This window comes from Hominiventricola aquisgranensis (assembly GCF_040096225.1).
GTDB classification, from domain to species: domain Bacteria; phylum Bacillota; class Clostridia; order Lachnospirales; family Lachnospiraceae; genus Hominiventricola; species Hominiventricola aquisgranensis.
The window spans coordinates 1-17,700 of record NZ_JBBMFC010000038.1; the positions used below are offsets into that span (position 1 = coordinate 1).

The window sequence follows — 17,700 nt, forward strand, 5'->3', positions numbered from 1 at the left end:
TACCAATCTCTGGGCCTGGCTGCATAGGAAATGATATCTTTGAGATAAATGTGTCAACCAATATTGACAATATCATTATGTATATTACGTGTCTGAATATATACTTTTCCATTGCCGTGGAAAGCATTGACTAAACCTTCACCTGTGGTAAAGCCAAATGTACCTGAAGCTACTTTAATCTCATAATTTAAGGAATCATCCCACGCTACTACGTGTTCATTGTCAATCGTGATAGGATGATCTTCATCTACATCAATTTCTAAGATATCCCCAAATGCACTGACCATAACATCACCTTGTCCAAACGTGTGCATCACAAAGAAACCTCCTGAACCACCAAATAAGGCCTTTCCAACGCTTTGCGATTTCATTTCATAAGACACACTTCCATCGCAAGCTAAAAAGACACCGTTATTCAAATAGTAATGTTGATTTGGTTGTACTTTTAAACATGTAATTTTACCTGGAATGGCAGGTGCAATGCCTAAAAAGGCGTTGGAACTTGTTCCTGTAGCTTCTGTAATAAACATGCTTTCTCCACTTGTAAGACTTCTTCCAATGGCTCCAAGAACGCCTCCCAGGCCTTTTTTGTTGCTGTTCATTTTTCCTTCGATAGAAACATTTGACATATAAGCCATAGAACCTCTTTCGATTTTTACGGTTTCATGAGTTTGTAAATGAATTTCGGCAATAGGACAATCTGAATCGCCTTTGATTATATAGTCCATAATAGACCTCCTTTTCTTTTATTACATTCATTATATCATACCATTGTACAATGACATCATATTTCATCTAACCTTGTAAAAAAAGTCAAATTCCCGCTGAAAATCTTGATCATCGGCAACGTTAACCGTCTTTACTTTGCTCATAATATTCATATAGTGTTGAATATCCTGTGACCTTTTTTCAAGATTATCCAATGCTTTCTCAATGTCATGATTCATTTATTATCCCTCTGATCAATCCTCATTCCACATTCTTCGTTCTTCCCGGCGACGCTCTTCTTCCTCTTCTTCCTCGCGGCGATACTCACTGTCATCCCAGTTATAAACGTATTCACCACGATCTATACTGAAGCCGTCTCTTTCTATATATTCATATTCGCCGGAATCATAATTGAATGTATATTTTGCCATGGCTTATTCCTCCTCCAAAACAAATGTCAGCATATCATATGCTGCCTGTTTCTTCGCATCTTTCTTAGACGAAGATCTTCCATGGGTTACAGTATCTTTTTCTTTTATAGAGCATTTACAATTCCAAACCGGATTACCATCTTCGTCATGTGTTTCTTTGAAGTCATATTGAGGGATGGAGAAATAGCCTCTTCTGGCAAGGATCTCCAACTGCCCGATGGAATCATTATAATTCGGATCATCAATCTCATCTCTAATAGAAAAGAGCATATCCTCATCTTTCAGATATTCATACGCCAATCTCGATGCGTCCATCCTGGCCAGATTCTTTGATCTGCCGTATCCGACGAAATGATAATCAATTCCCGGTATTTGAACTTCACACGCAAAGTGCGTATCCTGCTCCGCTTTTCCATATATACACATATGATGCCTTGGCATATACCATGTACCCTGCATGGAAGTAGGATAGAAACAGTGAAGTGGAATGTTTCCTGAATTAGCCGATGACCAAGCTTGTATCTCAGCCACATAGTTTACGTCTTCATCAAACATGAGCTCGCCTGGATTCAGCATAACATTCATGCTATCCTGTAATGCTTCAATATCCCAATTTGAATCCAAGGCTATCGCACCAAGAATCGCTTCAAACAGATCCTCTTTAACCGATAGTGAATCCTGAATGTTTTTCTCCACATCTCCTTTTCCCATTATCAGATAGTAGGCTATCCCTAAGTTGTCGATTGCATCTGCAAGAGTGTTCTTTTGAACCAATTGCTTCTTAATCTCAGTTAATTCTCCCTCATCCAAATCAGAAATAAAGGTTCCCGTTTCCTCGGTCTTACCCCACTTTTCCCAGTTCTGATACTTCTTTGAATAATGGCCGAATTCCTCGGAGAGCTGCTTCACGACAACAAAATCCAATGCCTTGTCTCCGATAAATTCAAGGACCTCATTATCCTGTCCTCCATTTTCCATTGAATAGGAGCGACGAGTAAATGCTTGAACAAGCAGCTCCTGGTTTTTGAACGTGTATCCAATTTGATCTTGGATAAATTTGATTTCTTTCTCGTCCATAAAAAAAGACCTCCTAGTATTTATACTAAAAGGCATAAAGATAGTCTGGCAGAAAATCCACGTATCCCGGGTACGCTGAATAAGCCAGACATGATAGATTAAATTTGATTCCTTGTTCTTGAGAGTTTACCGATGCTCACTTTCATAAGCAAAGATAAACATGCATAAACAATGTCTCATATTTAACTTATTATGCCTTTTTCAAATAAAGATTAACACACTTCAAATAGAAACACAAGATATTATAAAAGCATTTAAGGGTTCGAGACATGCTCAAACCCTTAATGTATACGGATTTCAGAGTGCGCCAATTTTTTCAATCAGCATATCACACCAATCCTGCACTGTTATGACAGCCAGCAAAAGAGCCATGATAGCTGCAAAGATCAGAGACATAAGAAAGACATCTGACCATCTCTTGCAGACAAGATAATATATAATACCGCCTCCTACAATCATAGTAAGAAGCTTAAATCCTACCAATACTTTATTATGGAAACAATATGGGCAACCTGTTTTATTTATTGTGCTGCTCTTAACAGCAGCTTCCCACTCGTGTCCTTTCTCACATCTCCAAATCACTTTCTTATGAGAACCAATAGAAACTTCTGTCGGTTTTATCTTATTCTTTTCCGACCACTCCGAAACAAGCTCCGGATGTACTTCTGCTAAACTGTTATTCATAGCCAAACCTCAACCTCCTTGTGCTTAGAGTATATGAAGTTTGGCTTCATCTTGTAGTTTGCGAATATCCGTATAAATAGAAAAAACCCTTTGAGAAAAGGATTTCTCCTCTCTCAAAGGGCAAGTTGGCAAACTGAAATTTGTTTGTTTCTCCTTCCCTTTTCGCGAAAACAGGCTCGATGGAATTTGCTAATTCTCGTCAAACAGGACATGACTGTTTGTATCGCTATGGCAAACACAGTAGGAACAAACACTATTTGTTCCTGTATCTTTACAGGGGCATACATATTTCGTCTTTTCAGAAGTAGCAATGCATTTCCAGTGTGTTGCTTGCTGAGGGTGCATGGGACGTTTCTGCACAAAAGTAAGGTAAATACATGCAATAATAATCCATTTATGTCCGATGGGGCAATCAGCCATGTATATATCCAAGTATCGCTGAAGCGCTTCCTTTAAATTATAGACAGATTTTATATCTATCTCAAAATTTTCAACAGGCGCATTTTTCATAGAGAGCAAAACATCTCTGTTAAAAGAACTGATTATCAGCGACGAATCACCGTGCTTCAACCTATTCCATTCATCGGTGGTTATCGCTTCCATTAGTTTATTCTGTAATTCCTGTACCTGCATATTTTGTCCCCTCCTTACCCAAAAGCAAGTCCACGAAAATGTTACTGTATTTTTGCCGTTGTTGTACTTTATCCCGGCAGCTTTCGCAAGCACATAGATATTGAAACCATAACCCTCTATGGCGTGATGTAGATACTCTGAAAAGTCTATTCAAAAAAGTCTTTGTGCGCGATCTTGTGTCCAGGTTCGGCCATGAGGAACTGCTCATCCCACTGACCACTTACCAGCTTTTCCAGCAGGTGGTTGCTGCCCACAGTATAGTCCAAATCGCATTTTATCAAATCTGCACTGCGCTGAGCCATCTCAACAAATGCTTCACTGTAGCAATCAGCCATACCAGTATCCACGATATCCAGATAACTGTAATTTGTGAACCACATATCAAACAAGTAACGAGCTTCCTCTGTGCCGTGTTTTTCACTGGCTTGCTGGAACATCAACTCTGGAGAGAATTTGTCTGGGTCGCCGTCCAGCATGTACATATGCCCCATCTGCTTTAAGTTTGGGTGGTAGACATCGTCCGTATGGAGTAGCAAAGAAATGCAGTCATCCACTCGGGGCAGGACAATTCTGCGATCTGCAGTCACCGCATCCCAAGACCCGCCGCAGAAGCCCATGGCAACCAAAACAGTATCCACTTCCTTCGGAAGAGAGGCAATGGTTTCCAGAATATGTGAACGCATGACAGCAGGCTCTTCATGATATTTTTGCTTCAGCCAGATTACAGGATATGTTGTACCAGCCGTTTTCTGTGCCGCAGCTACATAAACTTCCAAAGATTCACAAGATAAAATGACAGTGTTCATGTATGATCTCCTAATATGGTTTTAGATACTCCTCCGTCAAATACCAATTGAGATTTCACCTGTTTTAAGAGATTTAATAACTGTTATATTTTGTTATTAAATTCTCCGCAAACCCTTGAAAACACTGGATTTGTCACAGGTGAGTTTTCCCTTATTGTTTCCCTTGTGTTATATCGTCCCACCAGTGTTTACGAACTCTGATAAGGGCAAATACAAGGGCAAGAAAAATCTATAAAACAGTATAACACAAAATAAAAGTGACATGGTGAACTGATTAAAATGCTTCTAATTTTATTACAAATGATTGACAGAACGATAAGGAGATTTGATACGATGAGAACGATATTTGCAGAATACAATCCACACAGAAACAGCATTGATGTATATACCAGTGCTGGCTATATGCTCCGCATTGACTGTGGGAAACAGAAAAGAATTTAAAAACAACATCCGGATCAGATTGTGCATTAAATGCACTTGCTATTGATAAACCGCTGGAATATGCAAAATTATATCTTGATGGAACAATGCAGATATTGGTTGATGCAGAAGATTCATTAGAACTATGGTGATTTTTTCAACAGCACTAAAGTTACTTTTTTCAACATCGTTATTGAGAATAGTCATTTTACCGTGCATATATTCAATATCTTTTTATCCATTATAATGAAATCAAGGGCTGGTCTAATGCCAGCCCTACAAAAATGAAATTTACATAGAAAATAAATTTACAATTTTTCCAATATAAACCTGTTATCAACAAATACAAAAATAATTTATTATCGTATCTATTGATATGATACGTATTTCAAAGAGTTACCAGAAGTTTTTGAAAACTTTTTCCCTTGTGATATTTATCTAAAGCTCCTAATTTTATACTGATACATCATTAGTTTCATACTGGTATGTAATCAACTGGTTCAAGTTTGTCTAATTCATATCCTGTATAACTATAAACCTGATGATATGCTTCGTATTTCATCTTTGATTCCTCTGTTACTTGAGAACTCTCACAGCCATCTTGTGTTGAGCAATAATAGATATGCTTATAGAGATTTTTCCCATTATTACTTACATTTAAAGCATTCTGCATCAACACCTTTGTTTCTTCATCCACGCCATCTACCGTTATCTCATAACTGTATGGATCGACAGTAAAAGTACAATCTATCGTAATAGAAGATGTATCGACACCAGCCTACTTTAAAATATTTGAAATCTGCGAATTTACGCCATTTATTTTTCCTGTCCGGCACATCTGCATCTCATAATTATATGCAATCCTACGCTCTGTATCAGTCAGATTCACTATCTTAATAATCACCGAATCTGTCATTGACTCCTGTTTCATACGAATACCATCGTGTAAATACAGACATATTACTCAGGAAATCTTTGACTTTGGAATTGTCTTTCCATCATAAATATAAACAGCATTTATGCGATCCATATAGCGACCATCTGCCAGTAAATAGACCGTAGTCTCATCACCCCTTTGATTAACCAGTTCTTCGACATCCGGCCAATTATCCTTATTCTCGAATTTTCAGTTGATGAACTTGAATCATCCATTGACGGTTCATCCGTGAGCTGTACTACCTCTTGTTCCTTCGCCTCTGTTTGCTCCATATTATTATCTTCTGCTGTTGCAAGCTCACTATTATCTCCGCTCGCAACGACCTGCTCTGTACTGTTTCCGGTTTTAGTCATAATTCCGGTTTCCTGCTGCCCACATGCGGTCAATGAACATACCATAATTACAGAAATCATCAAAAGTGACTTATTCTTCATATCTTTTTTCTTCATCCATCTAATTTACATTACTTTTTGCCATATCGCGCACAAAGGAATATACCTTTTCTGACCACTGCCATACATCCAGCTTATCATGACTCAGGCAAAACGCTCTGTCTGACAACTGTTCTGGCATAACTTTCATTATTTGATCCTTGTATTCAGACGGAATGACAATCATATGCACATAATTAGCCAGCTTCACTTCATCTTTTACCTTAACCGGTAAAAAGCCATCGTAATGTCCTTCATTTCATTATCACTTACGTTCGGATAATCTGATAAGGCTTTGTATAAAACGCCATCCCATAATTCTGTGAACTCATGGTTTCCTATATTTATCTTCATATTGTTATCACCTGTCTTAGGATTCTCCTAATTCTAGAATTTTTTCTCCTGTCTGCGGATCTTCGATCCCGAGCAAAGATAAAATCAATGCCATTCGCATATATTTTCCGTTCTGTACCTGCTGAAAATAAGCCGCTCTGCTGTCACCATCCACATCGTAAGCAATCTCATCAACACGTGGCAGCGGATGCAGTACCGGCATATCTTCCTTTGCCAGATGCAGTTTTTCCCGATTGAGAATATAAGTATCTTTCAGACGGATATAATCCTCTTCATTGAAAAAACGTTCTTTCTGTACTCTCGTCATATAAAGAACATCCAGCTTGGGAAGGCTATCTTCCAGACTGGATACTTCCTCATACGGCGTATGCGTCGGCTCTAATGTTTCATCCACAAGATAATCTGGGATTCTGAGTTCTTCCGGCGAGATAAAATAGAATTTATTTCCTGTATGGCGCACCAGGCTCTTTACTAGCGAGTGCACCGTTCTTCCGAACTTCAAATCTCCGCAGAAACCGATGGTCAGATTGTCGAGTCTACCAAGTCTCTGGCGAATAGTCATCAGATCGATCAAAGTCTGTGTTGGGTGATTATGTCCGCCATCCCCGGCATTAATGACCGGGATTTTCGAATACATGGACGCACAAAGCGGTGCCCCTTCCTTCGGATGGCGCATGACAATGATATCTGCATAACAACTAACGACCCTTACCGTATCCGCAATTGTCTCCCCTTTGGAAACGCTCGATTGGTCCGCCCCTGCGAATCCAATCGTCTGTCCACCAAGACTGAGCATTGCCGATTCAAAAGAAAGCCTCGTTCTGGTACTTGGCTCGTAAAAAAGTGTTGCAAGCTGTCTGCCGTCTGCTGCATGTGCATAAGCTTTTGGGATTTGCAGCAATCCTGTCTGCGAAATCCAGCACTTCATACGTTTCTTCTACTGTAAAATCCAAAGGACTTATCAAATGTCTCATAACCACTCTCCTTTTGTTAAATACTGACTTCTCTCTGCACCTACGGATATGAACTGTATTTCATGCTGCAGAAGATCCTCTAACGTCTCTACATACGTTTTGGCTGCATCCGGCAGTTCATCATAGGTTACGCAACCGCTGATGTCTGTCTGCCAGCCGGGAAGCATTCTCACAGTTGGTACATATTCTTCTAGATCCTCTATCGGATCAAAATCCGTCACTTCCTGATTTCCCTTTTTGTAACCTACAATCACAGGGATTTCTTTCATCATACTGAGCACATCAAGCTTAGTTAATGCAATCTTGTCCGCGTTCTGACACTTTAATCCATACCGGCTTGCAACTGCATCAAACGGTCCTACACGGCGCGGACGTCCTGTGGCAGCACCATATTCTCCGCCAAACTTGCGCAAAAGTTCCATCCAGGATTCTGGCATGGCTTTTTCTGCTGTAAATGGCCCTGCACCTACACAGGTTGAATAAGCTTTCAGTACACCAACGACATGGTCCAGTTGCTTTCCCGGTATCCCCGCCCCTATCGGACCGTAGGCAGAAATCGTTGAAGAACTTGACGTATATGGAAAAATGCCATAATCAATATCCCGCATAGCTCCAAGCTGTGCCTCTAAAACAACACGTTTTCCTTCCTTTAATGCTTCCTCGAGATAAGCACCTGTGTCTACTATATATGGCCATAACTCTGCTGCCTGAGCTTCACACCAGGAAAGCAGTGCCGGATAGGACATCGGTTCCTGATAATAGCATCCTGCAAGCTCCAGATTCTTTGCCTCGAGCATCATTTTCAAACGATTCTGTACGGATTCCTCTTTTAGATGAAGCAGATCCCCAAGACGCAGTGTCTTCTTTCTGTATTTGTCACTGTATGCATAGGCAATGCCTCTTTTTGTGGAACCAAACGCTGCTCCTGTTTTTGCAAGACGTGTTTCTTCGAGTTCATCCTGAATTTTGTGCCAAGGCATAGAGATTGTTGCCCGTTTGGAAAGTTTTAAGTTGTTTGGTGTGACCACAACACCTTTTTCCCTGATCTGTGCAATTTCGTTTGTCAGATGTTCCAGGTCTACCACCATACCATCGCCGAGTACGCATATTACATTCTCATGCAGAATACCGGATGGCAGCAGATTTAAGACAAATTTCTGCTGTTTGGCAACCACTGTATGACCAGCGTTATTGCCGCCCTGATAGCGGACAACAACATCTGCATTCTCCGCAAGCAGATCGATCACACGACCTTTTCCTTCGTCTCCCCAGTTAATTCCTGTTACAGCTGTAAGCATATTTTATCCTCCTTCTATTGACACTGTCTTTGAACATAAACCCATGCATAATCTGTTATGAGCAATACCGGAATGTCCGGTCGGTAAGTATTCTCGCAAAAATAAGTCCAAGCGGTAACGATACAATAATCATGATCGCTGCTGCAAACCACAAAACTGCCTCTGTTAGTGACATAATTCCAAAATTATAAATCGCACGATACAAATATAATCCTGGCACCATAATTACAATGGATGGCACTGTCAGTGAAATTCTCGGATATCCATGATTTCTCTTTATGGTGGATGCAAGCAGACCTGCAGTCAGTGCTCCTATGAAAGCTGCTGCCGCAGATGGCATCCCTGTATAATCGACCAGTTCCAGCCGCAATGTATTTGCAACGGCACCGATACATGCCGCCGTTGCTGCTATATAGACTGGACTGTTAAACATAATCGAGAATCCAAATACTCCGCAAAAACTTGCGATCAGACGTAAAACCAGATGCATCATACTTCCTAGATGCAAAGCTACAAAATCCTGTGGCTGAAGCTTTAACAAAAGTGCCATGATCCATGCAAACATCGTTGCAACCAGAACAATAATAATGGAATAGGTAAGCCGCTCCAGACCAGATCGCAAATCCAGCTTTGCCAAGTCAATTCCACTTGTGATAAACGGAAATCCCGGAATAATAAACAACATGGAACAGATATATCCGGCCTCATGCACTGCGGAAACGTGTAACAACAGCTCTGCCATATGCAGACAGACAGCATACGTCAGACATGCAGCTGAAATAGATACCGCAATGTTTAAAAACAATGTGTAATGATGTTTGATCAGCTTCATCCGGATAAGGTTACCAACACCAGCGGCAATAAATGCAAATATCATCTCCACCGGGCCACCACCCAGCAGAAATGTAAATCCACAACATGCAAGTGCCGCTGCCAATCCGAGTTTTACCGGAGAATAGAGTTCATGGATCTGCTCGATTTCATCCAGCCGCTTATGGATTTCTTCTCCGGTCAAATGCGCTTCCTGAGATGGAAAACTATTTACAAACTGTTCCATCCGATAAAGCTTGGAAGTATTTACTCCGGTATTTGCAATACTAAGAGACTGTGAAACACACTCTTTTCCATCAAAACAATTAAACTCTATGGACATCAGTCCCACATCCACTGTACAGGTTACTCCAAGTTCCTTGGAAAGCCTGTTCATAGAAGTCCGCACACGCCATGCTCCGGTTCCACAGGAAAGCATAATCAGACCAACCCGGCCGACAACCGATGCCTTTTCAATCAGTCCTGCCTGCTGAATCAGCACTTCACTGTCATTCTCTGTATAATCGTGCCACGGAATCTCCATATGATTTTTTTCCATGATTTCTATATAATCATTTTTCGCCATAAATGATCTCCTCCGCTTTTGCAACATGACGTTCGAGATTTTTCAGGAAGATAGAATTCGGAAGGAAAATTCCAATTTCATCATATCGGTTGTTATTCTCCACCAGCGAATCCTGTCCATAAAATACGTAAGCCATTGGAAGATTCTTTTCCAGCTCAATCATAAGATCCCACACGGCAGAATATGCTTCTGCCTCTGTCTCCTTCTCCTTTACGGTATCCGGCAGTTCACGAATGAGCAGCACACCCATATTTTTTTCAAGAATCTTTTGTTTCACATCCATGTAATCCGACTGATATTCATGGCTGTAACGGTATGCCTGTGCAAAATATATATTTTTCTGATTGCCGAGATCTTTGTATACCTCATGAAAATGCCGGTATTCTTTTTCATGAGCTGTGCCTTTGTATGCAGGAAGTAATTGCCCATTTTCATCCGTCATAATGACCGGATTTTGCTTTCCGTCTGCATCAAAACGATAGGGAATCAGAAATGAATTTCTCAACAGGTCAAACAATGTATTCTGACATATGCCCATAAGGAAGGCCGACAGGTCCCGGTTCGTATACGCATTGAACAAAGCCAGTGAAAATTCTGCCGGAGAAATTCCGGTATCCGAATCATCATTGCAAAATAAACAGTTACAAAATGTTTCCTGTAACTTTTCACATGCCCAATGATCATTTAATATTTTCTGAAACAAAAACTCTGCCTTTTCCTCTCGTGGAAAAATCGTCTGTTCCTTCATGCTTCATGCGCTTCCTTTCTTGCTTTTTTCATCTTCTATGATTATACTTTTGCATTAGGGATAAGTAAAAACTATAATTGATATGTTATAAATAATATTTTGATATGTCAGAGGGGGTTCTATCAATGAATGTAAATTTTGAATACTATCGAATTTTTTATTATGTTGCAAAATACCACAACTTTACCAAAGCCGCACATACACTCGGCAGCAGTCAGCCAAATGTGACAAGGGCCATGAACTGTCTGGAGCAGCAGATTAATACAACTTTGTTTGTACGTACCAACCGGGGCATTCAGCTTACCCCGGAAGGGGAAAAACTTTATACCCATATTTCCGCTGCAATGTCACAGATTTTTGCCGCAGAAGAGGAGTTATCGGATAGTACGGGGCTGTCACATGGAAGCATTGCGATCGGTGTCAGCGAGACCGCATTAAATATTTTTCTTTTTAATAAACTTAAAGCATTTCATATGACCTATCCCGGCATCCGCCTGAAACTGTACAATTACTCCACCCCACAGGCCATTGATGCTGTAAAAAGTGGAAAAATCGACTTTGCTATTGTTTCAACTCCAGCTTCCGTGAAATCACCACTCAGACAGATTATGCTGCAGCCTTTTCAGGAAATCCTTGTCGGTGGTACAACTTTTACCGCACTCGGCAGCCAGGAATTATCTCTCGCAGAATTAAAAAACTATCCGCTGATTTCGCTTGGACGTGAAACAACGACGTTTCAGTTTTATCATGCACTCTTTCTCTCTCACGGACTCGAACTTGCCCCTGATACCGAAACCGCCACGACCGATCAGATTCTCCCTCTTGTCAAATGTGAGCTGGGCCTGGCTTTTCTTCCAGAAGCAATGGCACATGATTCTATTCAAAAAAGAGAAATTGTCCAGATATCACTAAAAGAAAACATTCCGGAAAGAAATATATGCATGCTATACGATTGCCAACATCCGCTGAACTCAGCCGCCCGACAATTCCGGAAAATGATTCTGGAAAATCATTTGTCATAGTTTATAGCTATGAACAAGCAATGTTTTTAAGTATTATACAATCTGTTCTCAAAAAAATATAATGAATGCAAAGCAATACACCATAAGTGCGAAAAAGCAATGCAAGCAAAAAGGAAACGCCAACAGTCACATTCAAGCTGCCATCCACCTGCTTTTTATAAAATGTTGTAGCTTTCATACCGAGAATCATATATAATCATGGACAGGAACAAAGAATTGAAAGTCCATAGGTTGCGGCTACCCGGACGCTCACTTTGTTCAATTAGGTCAAATCGAAAATGGTGTAAACGAAGGGGCAGTTCTCTGCAATGTCAAAACTGCTTTTTCGTTTACACCATCATCGATTGTAACCTAAAGAATTTGTTAAGCTGAGTCTTAATCATAGCATAATAATTGTTCTATCCATTCCAATCTTTGCAATGTTTTGATCCACTGTTCTGGAATTTCATTATAGCCATAATACAATCCAGCCAGGCTTCCGGTTATAGCTCCTACAGTGTCTGTGTCATCTCCAAGATTCACTGCCTGCAGTACGGCTTCTTTATATGATGTTGTAGTTATCAAACACCAGGTCACAGCTTCTAATGTATCAACTACGTATCCGCTGCTTTTGATCTGGTCTTTTGAAAGTTGTCTGAATGCATTCAAATCAAATAATCTGGAAAAATACCCCAGCTCTTTATAGTTGTTAAGGTCGCTTCGGTAATACTGACAAGCTGCGTCAATTCCCCACTGAAGTTTTGCAAGCAGATCTCCTTCTCTAGAAAGAACTGATTTTACCATAAAATAGTAAATGCCACAGGCAATCTGACTGCGAAGATGTGCATGTGTAAGGGCGGAAACATTATGGATCAGGTATATACTTTCATTTTCTGAAGTACATATCATTTTCTGACGGTTGTATAGATACAAACAGACAGGAAGGATTCTCATAAGAGATCCGTTTCCATTATCCCATTCTGTTTTACCTCCACAGTCAATAGGGTCTGTTCCTTTTCCGTATTGAATGATTGCTCTGGAAGTTGCGACTCCAATATCAAATACCTCTTGGAATGGTGTATAATCCGCATATAGACACCATTCCGTGAATTTGTCCATAATATCCTTATAATCGATTTTGCCTTTTTGTTTGATACTGTCCAAAGTAGCAAGTGTCATACTGCTATCGTCTGACCAGGTGCCGACCGGCTGATTATGCGTTCCATAAGCGCGCATCCCAATCACAGGATCATGCTCACGATCTTCTCTGCTGGAAAATTCAACAGGAACCCCAAGTGCATCACCGACCATAAGGCCTATTATTCCATCTTTCCAAATGTTTTGTCCCATTAAAATACATCTCCTGTCTCACTTCTGTATATTTACAAGCGGCAGTATATATTGTATAGCTGAAAAGCTATGTGAATTCATTTTCATGTTTCTTGAAGAAATCATAAAAATAGCGCACATTATCCAGATCGCTCCATTTGGACACTTCATAATCTTTTGTATCGAGATTATATATTTTTGCATGTAGAGTTCCTAGCATAAAAGGGGAATGTGTGGCGATGATAAACTGGCATTGCAATAATCGTGCCAGTTTATTGATCTCTTCTGCCAGAAGAACCTGATTTGCTGGCGAAAGGGATACTTCTGGTTCATCCAATAAGTATAAGGCATCTGGCTGTAAATATTCTTTAAAATAATGAAGAGACGTCTCTCCATTTGAGTACTTTTCCTGGGCAAAAAGGATGTAGGATTCCTGCTTGCTGCCTTCTCTTGAAGCCAGATACTTTCTCGCGTCTGTTAGAGACATCCCCTTTTTTACATAATCGTATTCCATGCCTTCTGACAGGATCTGCTTTTGCTGGATTTTCTTTATCTCATATAAGATGTCTTCGCTTTTGATATAGCGGCTATTCTCAGGAATTTTGAGCTGTCTACCGTCATCGTCTTCACCGAGGCTATAAAGGCATTCGGCTGAAAATGAACCACAATAGTCTACGATGCCATAAGAATTACTTGTGGCGTACTCTTTCCCTTTGATCTTAAGACAATTTGCTATAATGTTCAAAATTGTTGACTTACCAGAACCATTGTTGCCATACAAAACTGTGATAGGAGAAAATACAAAAGCATCGATATATTTGCCCCGGAACACATTATAAGGGTAGATGTTAGGATTATTTACTTTTTTATCACTGAGTTTAAAAGAACTCAAATATATCACAGATATGCTCTCCTTTACAGAGGTATCAAGCTTTAAGATGCCGTATGATTTGCAGATCACTCAACAAAGTGGATGCGATTCAGTTCAAACCGGTCTTGCTGCGGTCTTTCTTCCGATGGATATCCAAGGGGAAATAAGCAAAACGGTTTCAGATTATCAGGAAGTTGTAAGATTCTGCAAACAGGTTCCATAAACTCTGGAACAGGAGAAATACCGATACAAACACCACCAAGCCCCAGAGCATCTGTCTCCAGCCAGATATTTTCCAATGAAAGCCCCATATCAATCGGTATCATCGAAGGAGCCGGAAGGGATTCTGTTCTGTATACAGGAATGATTACTACCGGGGCACCTGCAGCACATCCAGCATAAGGAGTGGTTTGCGATAAGAGTCCGATTTTCTCTTTATCTGTTACGACATAGAATTCCCATGGCTGCTGATTACAGGCACTGGGGGCCTGCATGCCAGCCTTTAAGATCTGAAGGATCTTCTCATTTTCAACAGGTCGCTCCTGGTATTTTCGTATGCTTACGCGGTGATAAATAGGATTCATAATGAAGGGGGCTCCTTTCGTGTAATGTTGGTCTCTTGTGTTTCGAGAACCTTTAAGTTTCTACTCAGATATTGTTATTTTTTAGAAGATGTTTTTTCCAGAAGGTCAAAATATTTTTGCTGATATTTATCGATCTCAGCCTGTTTTTCTTCTTTCAACTTCTGGATGGTGGCCTGGTATTTTTGTTCAAGTTCAAGAATCGCTTTTTCATGGGCCAACTGCAGTTCGCTCTTGCAGTGTTCCAGCTCCTTTGCATGATCAGATTCTGCCTTCTTGTGATCAGCACAAGCTTTTGCCAAAGCGGACTCTGCAGATTCTTTGTCTTTGATAGCAGCATCATATTTCGCAGTCAGATCTGAAAATTCAGACTGAAGCGCGTTGAGAGCCTTTTTATCACCAGACATCGCTTCCAATTTAGAATTCAATTGGCTGTTCTTTTCCCGCAGTGCATCATTTAATTCCTCTTTGTCTTTTAGGATATCCTCATACCCATCCAATTTAGATTCGTAATCATCTTTTAGAGAAATAATGTATTTGCTTATACGGTCCTTTTCTGCAGCAGCCATTTTTACTTCTGAAAGCGCTTTCTCCTTCTCCTTATTGACAGTATTGATCTGCTCTTTTAATTCCTGGATAATTGCGTCCTTATGCTGAAGGGAACTATCGTATTCGGTCCGGATCGTGTCAGTCAAAGAGAGGTTATCCTCTAATGCTTCCCGGTATAACCGGACAAGAGTGTTTGCATAACGCTCAAATGTATCAATTACATCCTTCTTTTCCGGCATTAGAACCTTACTTTTATGTAACTTGTAGACTTCAATTCCATATGTCCTCTACAAAAAATTTTGATCCGATTCCTGCAGCAGAGGCGTCTCCAGATCCTCACCAGTTGGATCCGGCTCCTGTCTGTTCTGCGTATTTTTCCTGTGATCTCCCATATCTTTTTCCACCTGGATTTTCAGCCTCTCTAGTTCTGCCTCGTATTCTGCCACAAGAGAGTCATCTTTTGTTTCATAAGCCGTCCCTGTCTCCCTGAAAGTCACATCCTCTTTCTTTTCTTCAACAAACATGGACAAGGTGTTAATCAAAGAAATTACACAAATTAGAAAGTATGCAATCTTTATATTTATCTGCCCTATTACGCATTCAATAATTTATGTAGCAGACCTTGTTCTTCATTTTCAGGATCCACATGGAAAATATCGATTTTCTCTGTATCTGGCATACGGTCATCAAATGCCGGATACAGAAACCCAAATACGGGATCCGACGGTTCGTAAGTGTCCTTCATCAGACATATGGTTCCAATGATAAAATCATAGACGATTTCTGACTCATGCAGGCTTTCTTTATCCTTTGCTTTCAAAGGCACATCATAAGTACCATGAAAAATATAGATACAAAAACGATCAGTTACCGCATATCCATCCGCAAGTTGTTCATATAAAATATCCATCAGCGCATCGTTCTTCAGACCACATTCCTGAATCGCTTTCAGTAGCTGTTTGATACTGTATTTGCCTTCTGATTTATTAGGGAACAAATGTTCTTTTAACTGCACATTGGCCTGTGCAAAAGGAATTGTTTTAGCAATCGCCAGGTTTCTTGTTTTTTCTGAAGCGGACAGCTTACCAAAATGGATATTGAAGGTATCTTCCACTTCTCCCGTTTCATCCACATAGGCACCTGCGATTCTGTCAAAGCAGTTCCTTGTTAATGTCATTCTCCTGGTAAGCTCCAACATATCATCACGATCAATCATCTCGCTCTCCTACTCTACGTCATATTGTTCAGAAATATTTGCATCTTCCATCTGGATCGATTCTTCCACCTGAAGTTCCTGATATTGTACGCGAACCACCGCCTGCGGCCAGTTGATCTGCAGAAGCATTGTCTTATTCTTCTCACTTCCCGCTCTTCTCATATTGTCTACCAGCACCTGCAACATTTCCCGGGTCAGATAACCACCTCTCCAGTGATAGGTCAGCACTTTTCCCTTTTTTGCTGCCTGAAGAGACCGTTTGTAAACCTCTTCCACCTTGGTGAAGGATAACTTCTTGTCCTTGTAATAAAAACGGTCGCCATCTGTACAGGCTGGAGCCGGTGCGATCAATGGTTCATGATCCCGAAAGATCTGCTTGTCTGGCAGATTAAAGTAATCATAGCGAATCTCGCCGCTTATGTTGTCTTTTCCTAATGTATTATCAAAGGTGGCATCCAAATGATAAGTAACACCTCCGATTTTGACAATATTCCAGGTATGCCGGTATTTGATCCCTTTCTCCGGATTATTGCCGCAGAGAGCGATCACGCACCACACTCCAAGTGCATCCAGCAGAATCTTCACTGCCTTTGCAATTCCCTCGCAGACGCCCACACCCTGTCCCAAGGGACCGATGATCTCATGGGAATATGGCTTTTTCAGCTTGTCATAGCATACATTTTCACAGATAAAATCGTGAACGTATTTCTCCTTCTCCCATTCAGAGAGCTTCATGGCCGGGCGAACCAGCTTTTCCACCCGCGCATTCATCGCTTTCTGGTGTTCAATGATCTTCTCTTTCTTAAACAGATACTCCGGAATAAAGATAAAATTCGGCGAATTCTGATAGTATTTATACCGAAATCCCGTCAACCAGAAAATCTCCGGATGATCCAGACGCATCCGAAAAAACAGGTTGTAAAGCATCTCCCTGTCACAGGCAGGGACAAGGAATTCATTTTCCAGATTCTGCACACCCTTCAGGATGGCATGATAAATATGCTGTTGTTCTTTATTAAGCTGTTGAAAATAATAAGCTTCCATTCGTTTGTACTGCCACTCAAAATGTGTTTGAACATACTCAATCACATCGAGAAATTGAAGTCCTCACGGATACTTCTTACTGCTTCACCATGTATGCTTTTGTGGTTACGAGTAACTCACTACTCACAAGTTCTAGTACACTCCACAGTCGTTAATTCCCGAAATAGCCTTCGGTACATACTTACATTTGCGTTCATTATGCAATTTTGTAA

Annotated in this window: 19 protein-coding genes and 2 pseudogenes; 2 read left to right on the forward strand and 19 right to left on the reverse strand. The window is 40.6% G+C overall.

Features of this window, described 5'->3' with window-relative positions:
• Positions 1 to 53 precede the first annotated feature (53 nt).
• The 6 genes from WMO62_RS14425 to WMO62_RS14450 form a co-directional block, all read right to left on the reverse strand.
• A complete protein-coding gene (locus WMO62_RS14425; protein WP_349145100.1) occupies positions 54 to 728 on the reverse strand; it encodes a TIGR00266 family protein in 675 nt (224 codons plus the stop codon).
• A 234-nt stretch (positions 729 to 962) separates the two neighbouring features.
• Positions 963 to 1,139, reverse strand: a complete 177-nt coding sequence (locus WMO62_RS14430) for a hypothetical protein (RefSeq protein ID WP_349145101.1) — start codon at positions 1,137 to 1,139, stop codon at positions 963 to 965.
• A 3-nt stretch (positions 1,140 to 1,142) separates the two neighbouring features.
• Positions 1,143 to 2,216: a ribonuclease III domain-containing protein gene (locus WMO62_RS14435; RefSeq protein ID WP_349145102.1), complete on the reverse strand. Its 1,074-nt coding sequence runs from the start codon at positions 2,214 to 2,216 to the stop codon at positions 1,143 to 1,145.
• Positions 2,217 to 2,513: 297 nt separating this feature from the next.
• A complete protein-coding gene (locus tag WMO62_RS14440; protein WP_349145103.1) occupies positions 2,514 to 2,900 on the reverse strand; it encodes a zinc-ribbon domain-containing protein in 387 nt (128 codons plus the stop codon).
• 189 nt (positions 2,901 to 3,089) lie between these two features.
• Positions 3,090 to 3,533: a DUF2115 family protein gene (locus WMO62_RS14445; RefSeq protein ID WP_349145104.1), complete on the reverse strand. Its 444-nt coding sequence runs from the start codon at positions 3,531 to 3,533 to the stop codon at positions 3,090 to 3,092.
• A 146-nt stretch (positions 3,534 to 3,679) separates the two neighbouring features.
• Positions 3,680 to 4,339, reverse strand: coding sequence for a DUF1638 domain-containing protein (locus WMO62_RS14450; RefSeq protein ID WP_349145105.1), 660 nt, complete (start codon positions 4,337 to 4,339; stop codon positions 3,680 to 3,682).
• Positions 4,340 to 4,672: 333 nt separating this feature from the next.
• Between WMO62_RS14450 and WMO62_RS14455 the strand changes: the two are divergent.
• Positions 4,673 to 4,911: pseudogene (locus WMO62_RS14455) on the forward strand (DUF6061 family protein).
• A gap of 323 nt (positions 4,912 to 5,234) precedes the next feature.
• Here WMO62_RS14455 and WMO62_RS14460 read toward each other — a convergent pair.
• The 6 genes and pseudogenes from WMO62_RS14460 to WMO62_RS14485 all read right to left on the reverse strand — a co-directional run bounded on the left by WMO62_RS14460 (position 5,235) and on the right by WMO62_RS14485 (position 10,897).
• Positions 5,235 to 5,516: a DUF4885 family protein gene (locus tag WMO62_RS14460; protein WP_349145118.1), complete on the reverse strand. Its 282-nt coding sequence runs from the start codon at positions 5,514 to 5,516 to the stop codon at positions 5,235 to 5,237.
• Between the two features lie 260 nt (positions 5,517 to 5,776).
• Positions 5,777 to 6,130 (reverse strand): hypothetical protein, encoded by a 354-nt coding sequence (locus WMO62_RS14465; protein ID WP_349145106.1) that lies wholly within the window; start codon positions 6,128 to 6,130, stop codon positions 5,777 to 5,779.
• A 367-nt stretch (positions 6,131 to 6,497) separates the two neighbouring features.
• Positions 6,498 to 7,455: pseudogene (gene pyrB / locus WMO62_RS14470) on the reverse strand (aspartate carbamoyltransferase).
• Entirely contained in the window at positions 7,452 to 8,753 is a 1,302-nt protein-coding gene (locus WMO62_RS14475; protein ID WP_349145107.1) for an adenylosuccinate synthase, read from the reverse strand. Before WMO62_RS14475 ends, pyrB begins: the two are co-directional and overlap by 4 nt.
• Positions 8,754 to 8,808: 55 nt before the next feature.
• Positions 8,809 to 10,149: a threonine/serine exporter family protein gene (locus WMO62_RS14480; protein WP_349145108.1), complete on the reverse strand. Its 1,341-nt coding sequence runs from the start codon at positions 10,147 to 10,149 to the stop codon at positions 8,809 to 8,811.
• Positions 10,136 to 10,897 carry a DUF4866 domain-containing protein gene (locus tag WMO62_RS14485; protein ID WP_349145109.1) on the reverse strand — a complete coding sequence of 254 codons (762 nt, stop codon included), beginning with the start codon at positions 10,895 to 10,897 and terminating at the stop codon, positions 10,136 to 10,138. The genes WMO62_RS14480 and WMO62_RS14485 overlap by 14 nt, the downstream gene beginning before the upstream one ends.
• A 125-nt stretch (positions 10,898 to 11,022) precedes the next feature.
• Between WMO62_RS14485 and WMO62_RS14490 the strand changes: the two genes are divergently transcribed.
• Complete coding sequence (locus WMO62_RS14490; protein ID WP_349145110.1) at positions 11,023 to 11,919, forward strand: LysR family transcriptional regulator; 897 nt, start codon at positions 11,023 to 11,025, stop codon at positions 11,917 to 11,919.
• Positions 11,920 to 12,294: 375 nt separating this feature from the next.
• Here the strand turns inward: WMO62_RS14490 and WMO62_RS14495 are convergent, their stop codons facing one another.
• From WMO62_RS14495 to WMO62_RS14525, 7 genes are all read right to left on the reverse strand, one after another.
• Entirely contained in the window at positions 12,295 to 13,248 is a 954-nt protein-coding gene (locus tag WMO62_RS14495; protein WP_349145111.1) for an ADP-ribosylglycohydrolase family protein, read from the reverse strand.
• A 67-nt stretch (positions 13,249 to 13,315) separates the two neighbouring features.
• A complete protein-coding gene (locus WMO62_RS14500) occupies positions 13,316 to 14,128 on the reverse strand; it encodes an AAA family ATPase (RefSeq protein WP_349145112.1) in 813 nt (270 codons plus the stop codon).
• A 56-nt stretch (positions 14,129 to 14,184) separates the two neighbouring features.
• The gene (locus WMO62_RS14505) at positions 14,185 to 14,682 is read right to left on the reverse strand and encodes a nitroreductase family protein (RefSeq protein ID WP_349145113.1); all 498 of its coding nucleotides are present in this window, start codon (positions 14,680 to 14,682) and stop codon (positions 14,185 to 14,187) included.
• A gap of 74 nt (positions 14,683 to 14,756) precedes the next feature.
• Positions 14,757 to 15,248, reverse strand: coding sequence for a hypothetical protein (locus WMO62_RS14510; protein WP_349145114.1), 492 nt, complete (start codon positions 15,246 to 15,248; stop codon positions 14,757 to 14,759).
• A 267-nt stretch (positions 15,249 to 15,515) separates the two neighbouring features.
• Complete coding sequence (locus WMO62_RS14515; RefSeq protein WP_349145115.1) at positions 15,516 to 15,770, reverse strand: hypothetical protein; 255 nt, start codon at positions 15,768 to 15,770, stop codon at positions 15,516 to 15,518.
• A 50-nt stretch (positions 15,771 to 15,820) separates the two neighbouring features.
• On the reverse strand, positions 15,821 to 16,444 hold the full coding sequence (locus WMO62_RS14520) for a DUF4317 family protein (RefSeq protein WP_349145116.1): 624 nt from the start codon (positions 16,442 to 16,444) through the stop codon (positions 15,821 to 15,823).
• A gap of 9 nt (positions 16,445 to 16,453) precedes the next feature.
• Positions 16,454 to 17,488, reverse strand: coding sequence for a transglutaminase domain-containing protein (locus WMO62_RS14525; RefSeq protein WP_349145117.1), 1,035 nt, complete (start codon positions 17,486 to 17,488; stop codon positions 16,454 to 16,456).
• Between the last annotated feature and the right edge of the window lie 212 nt (positions 17,489 to 17,700).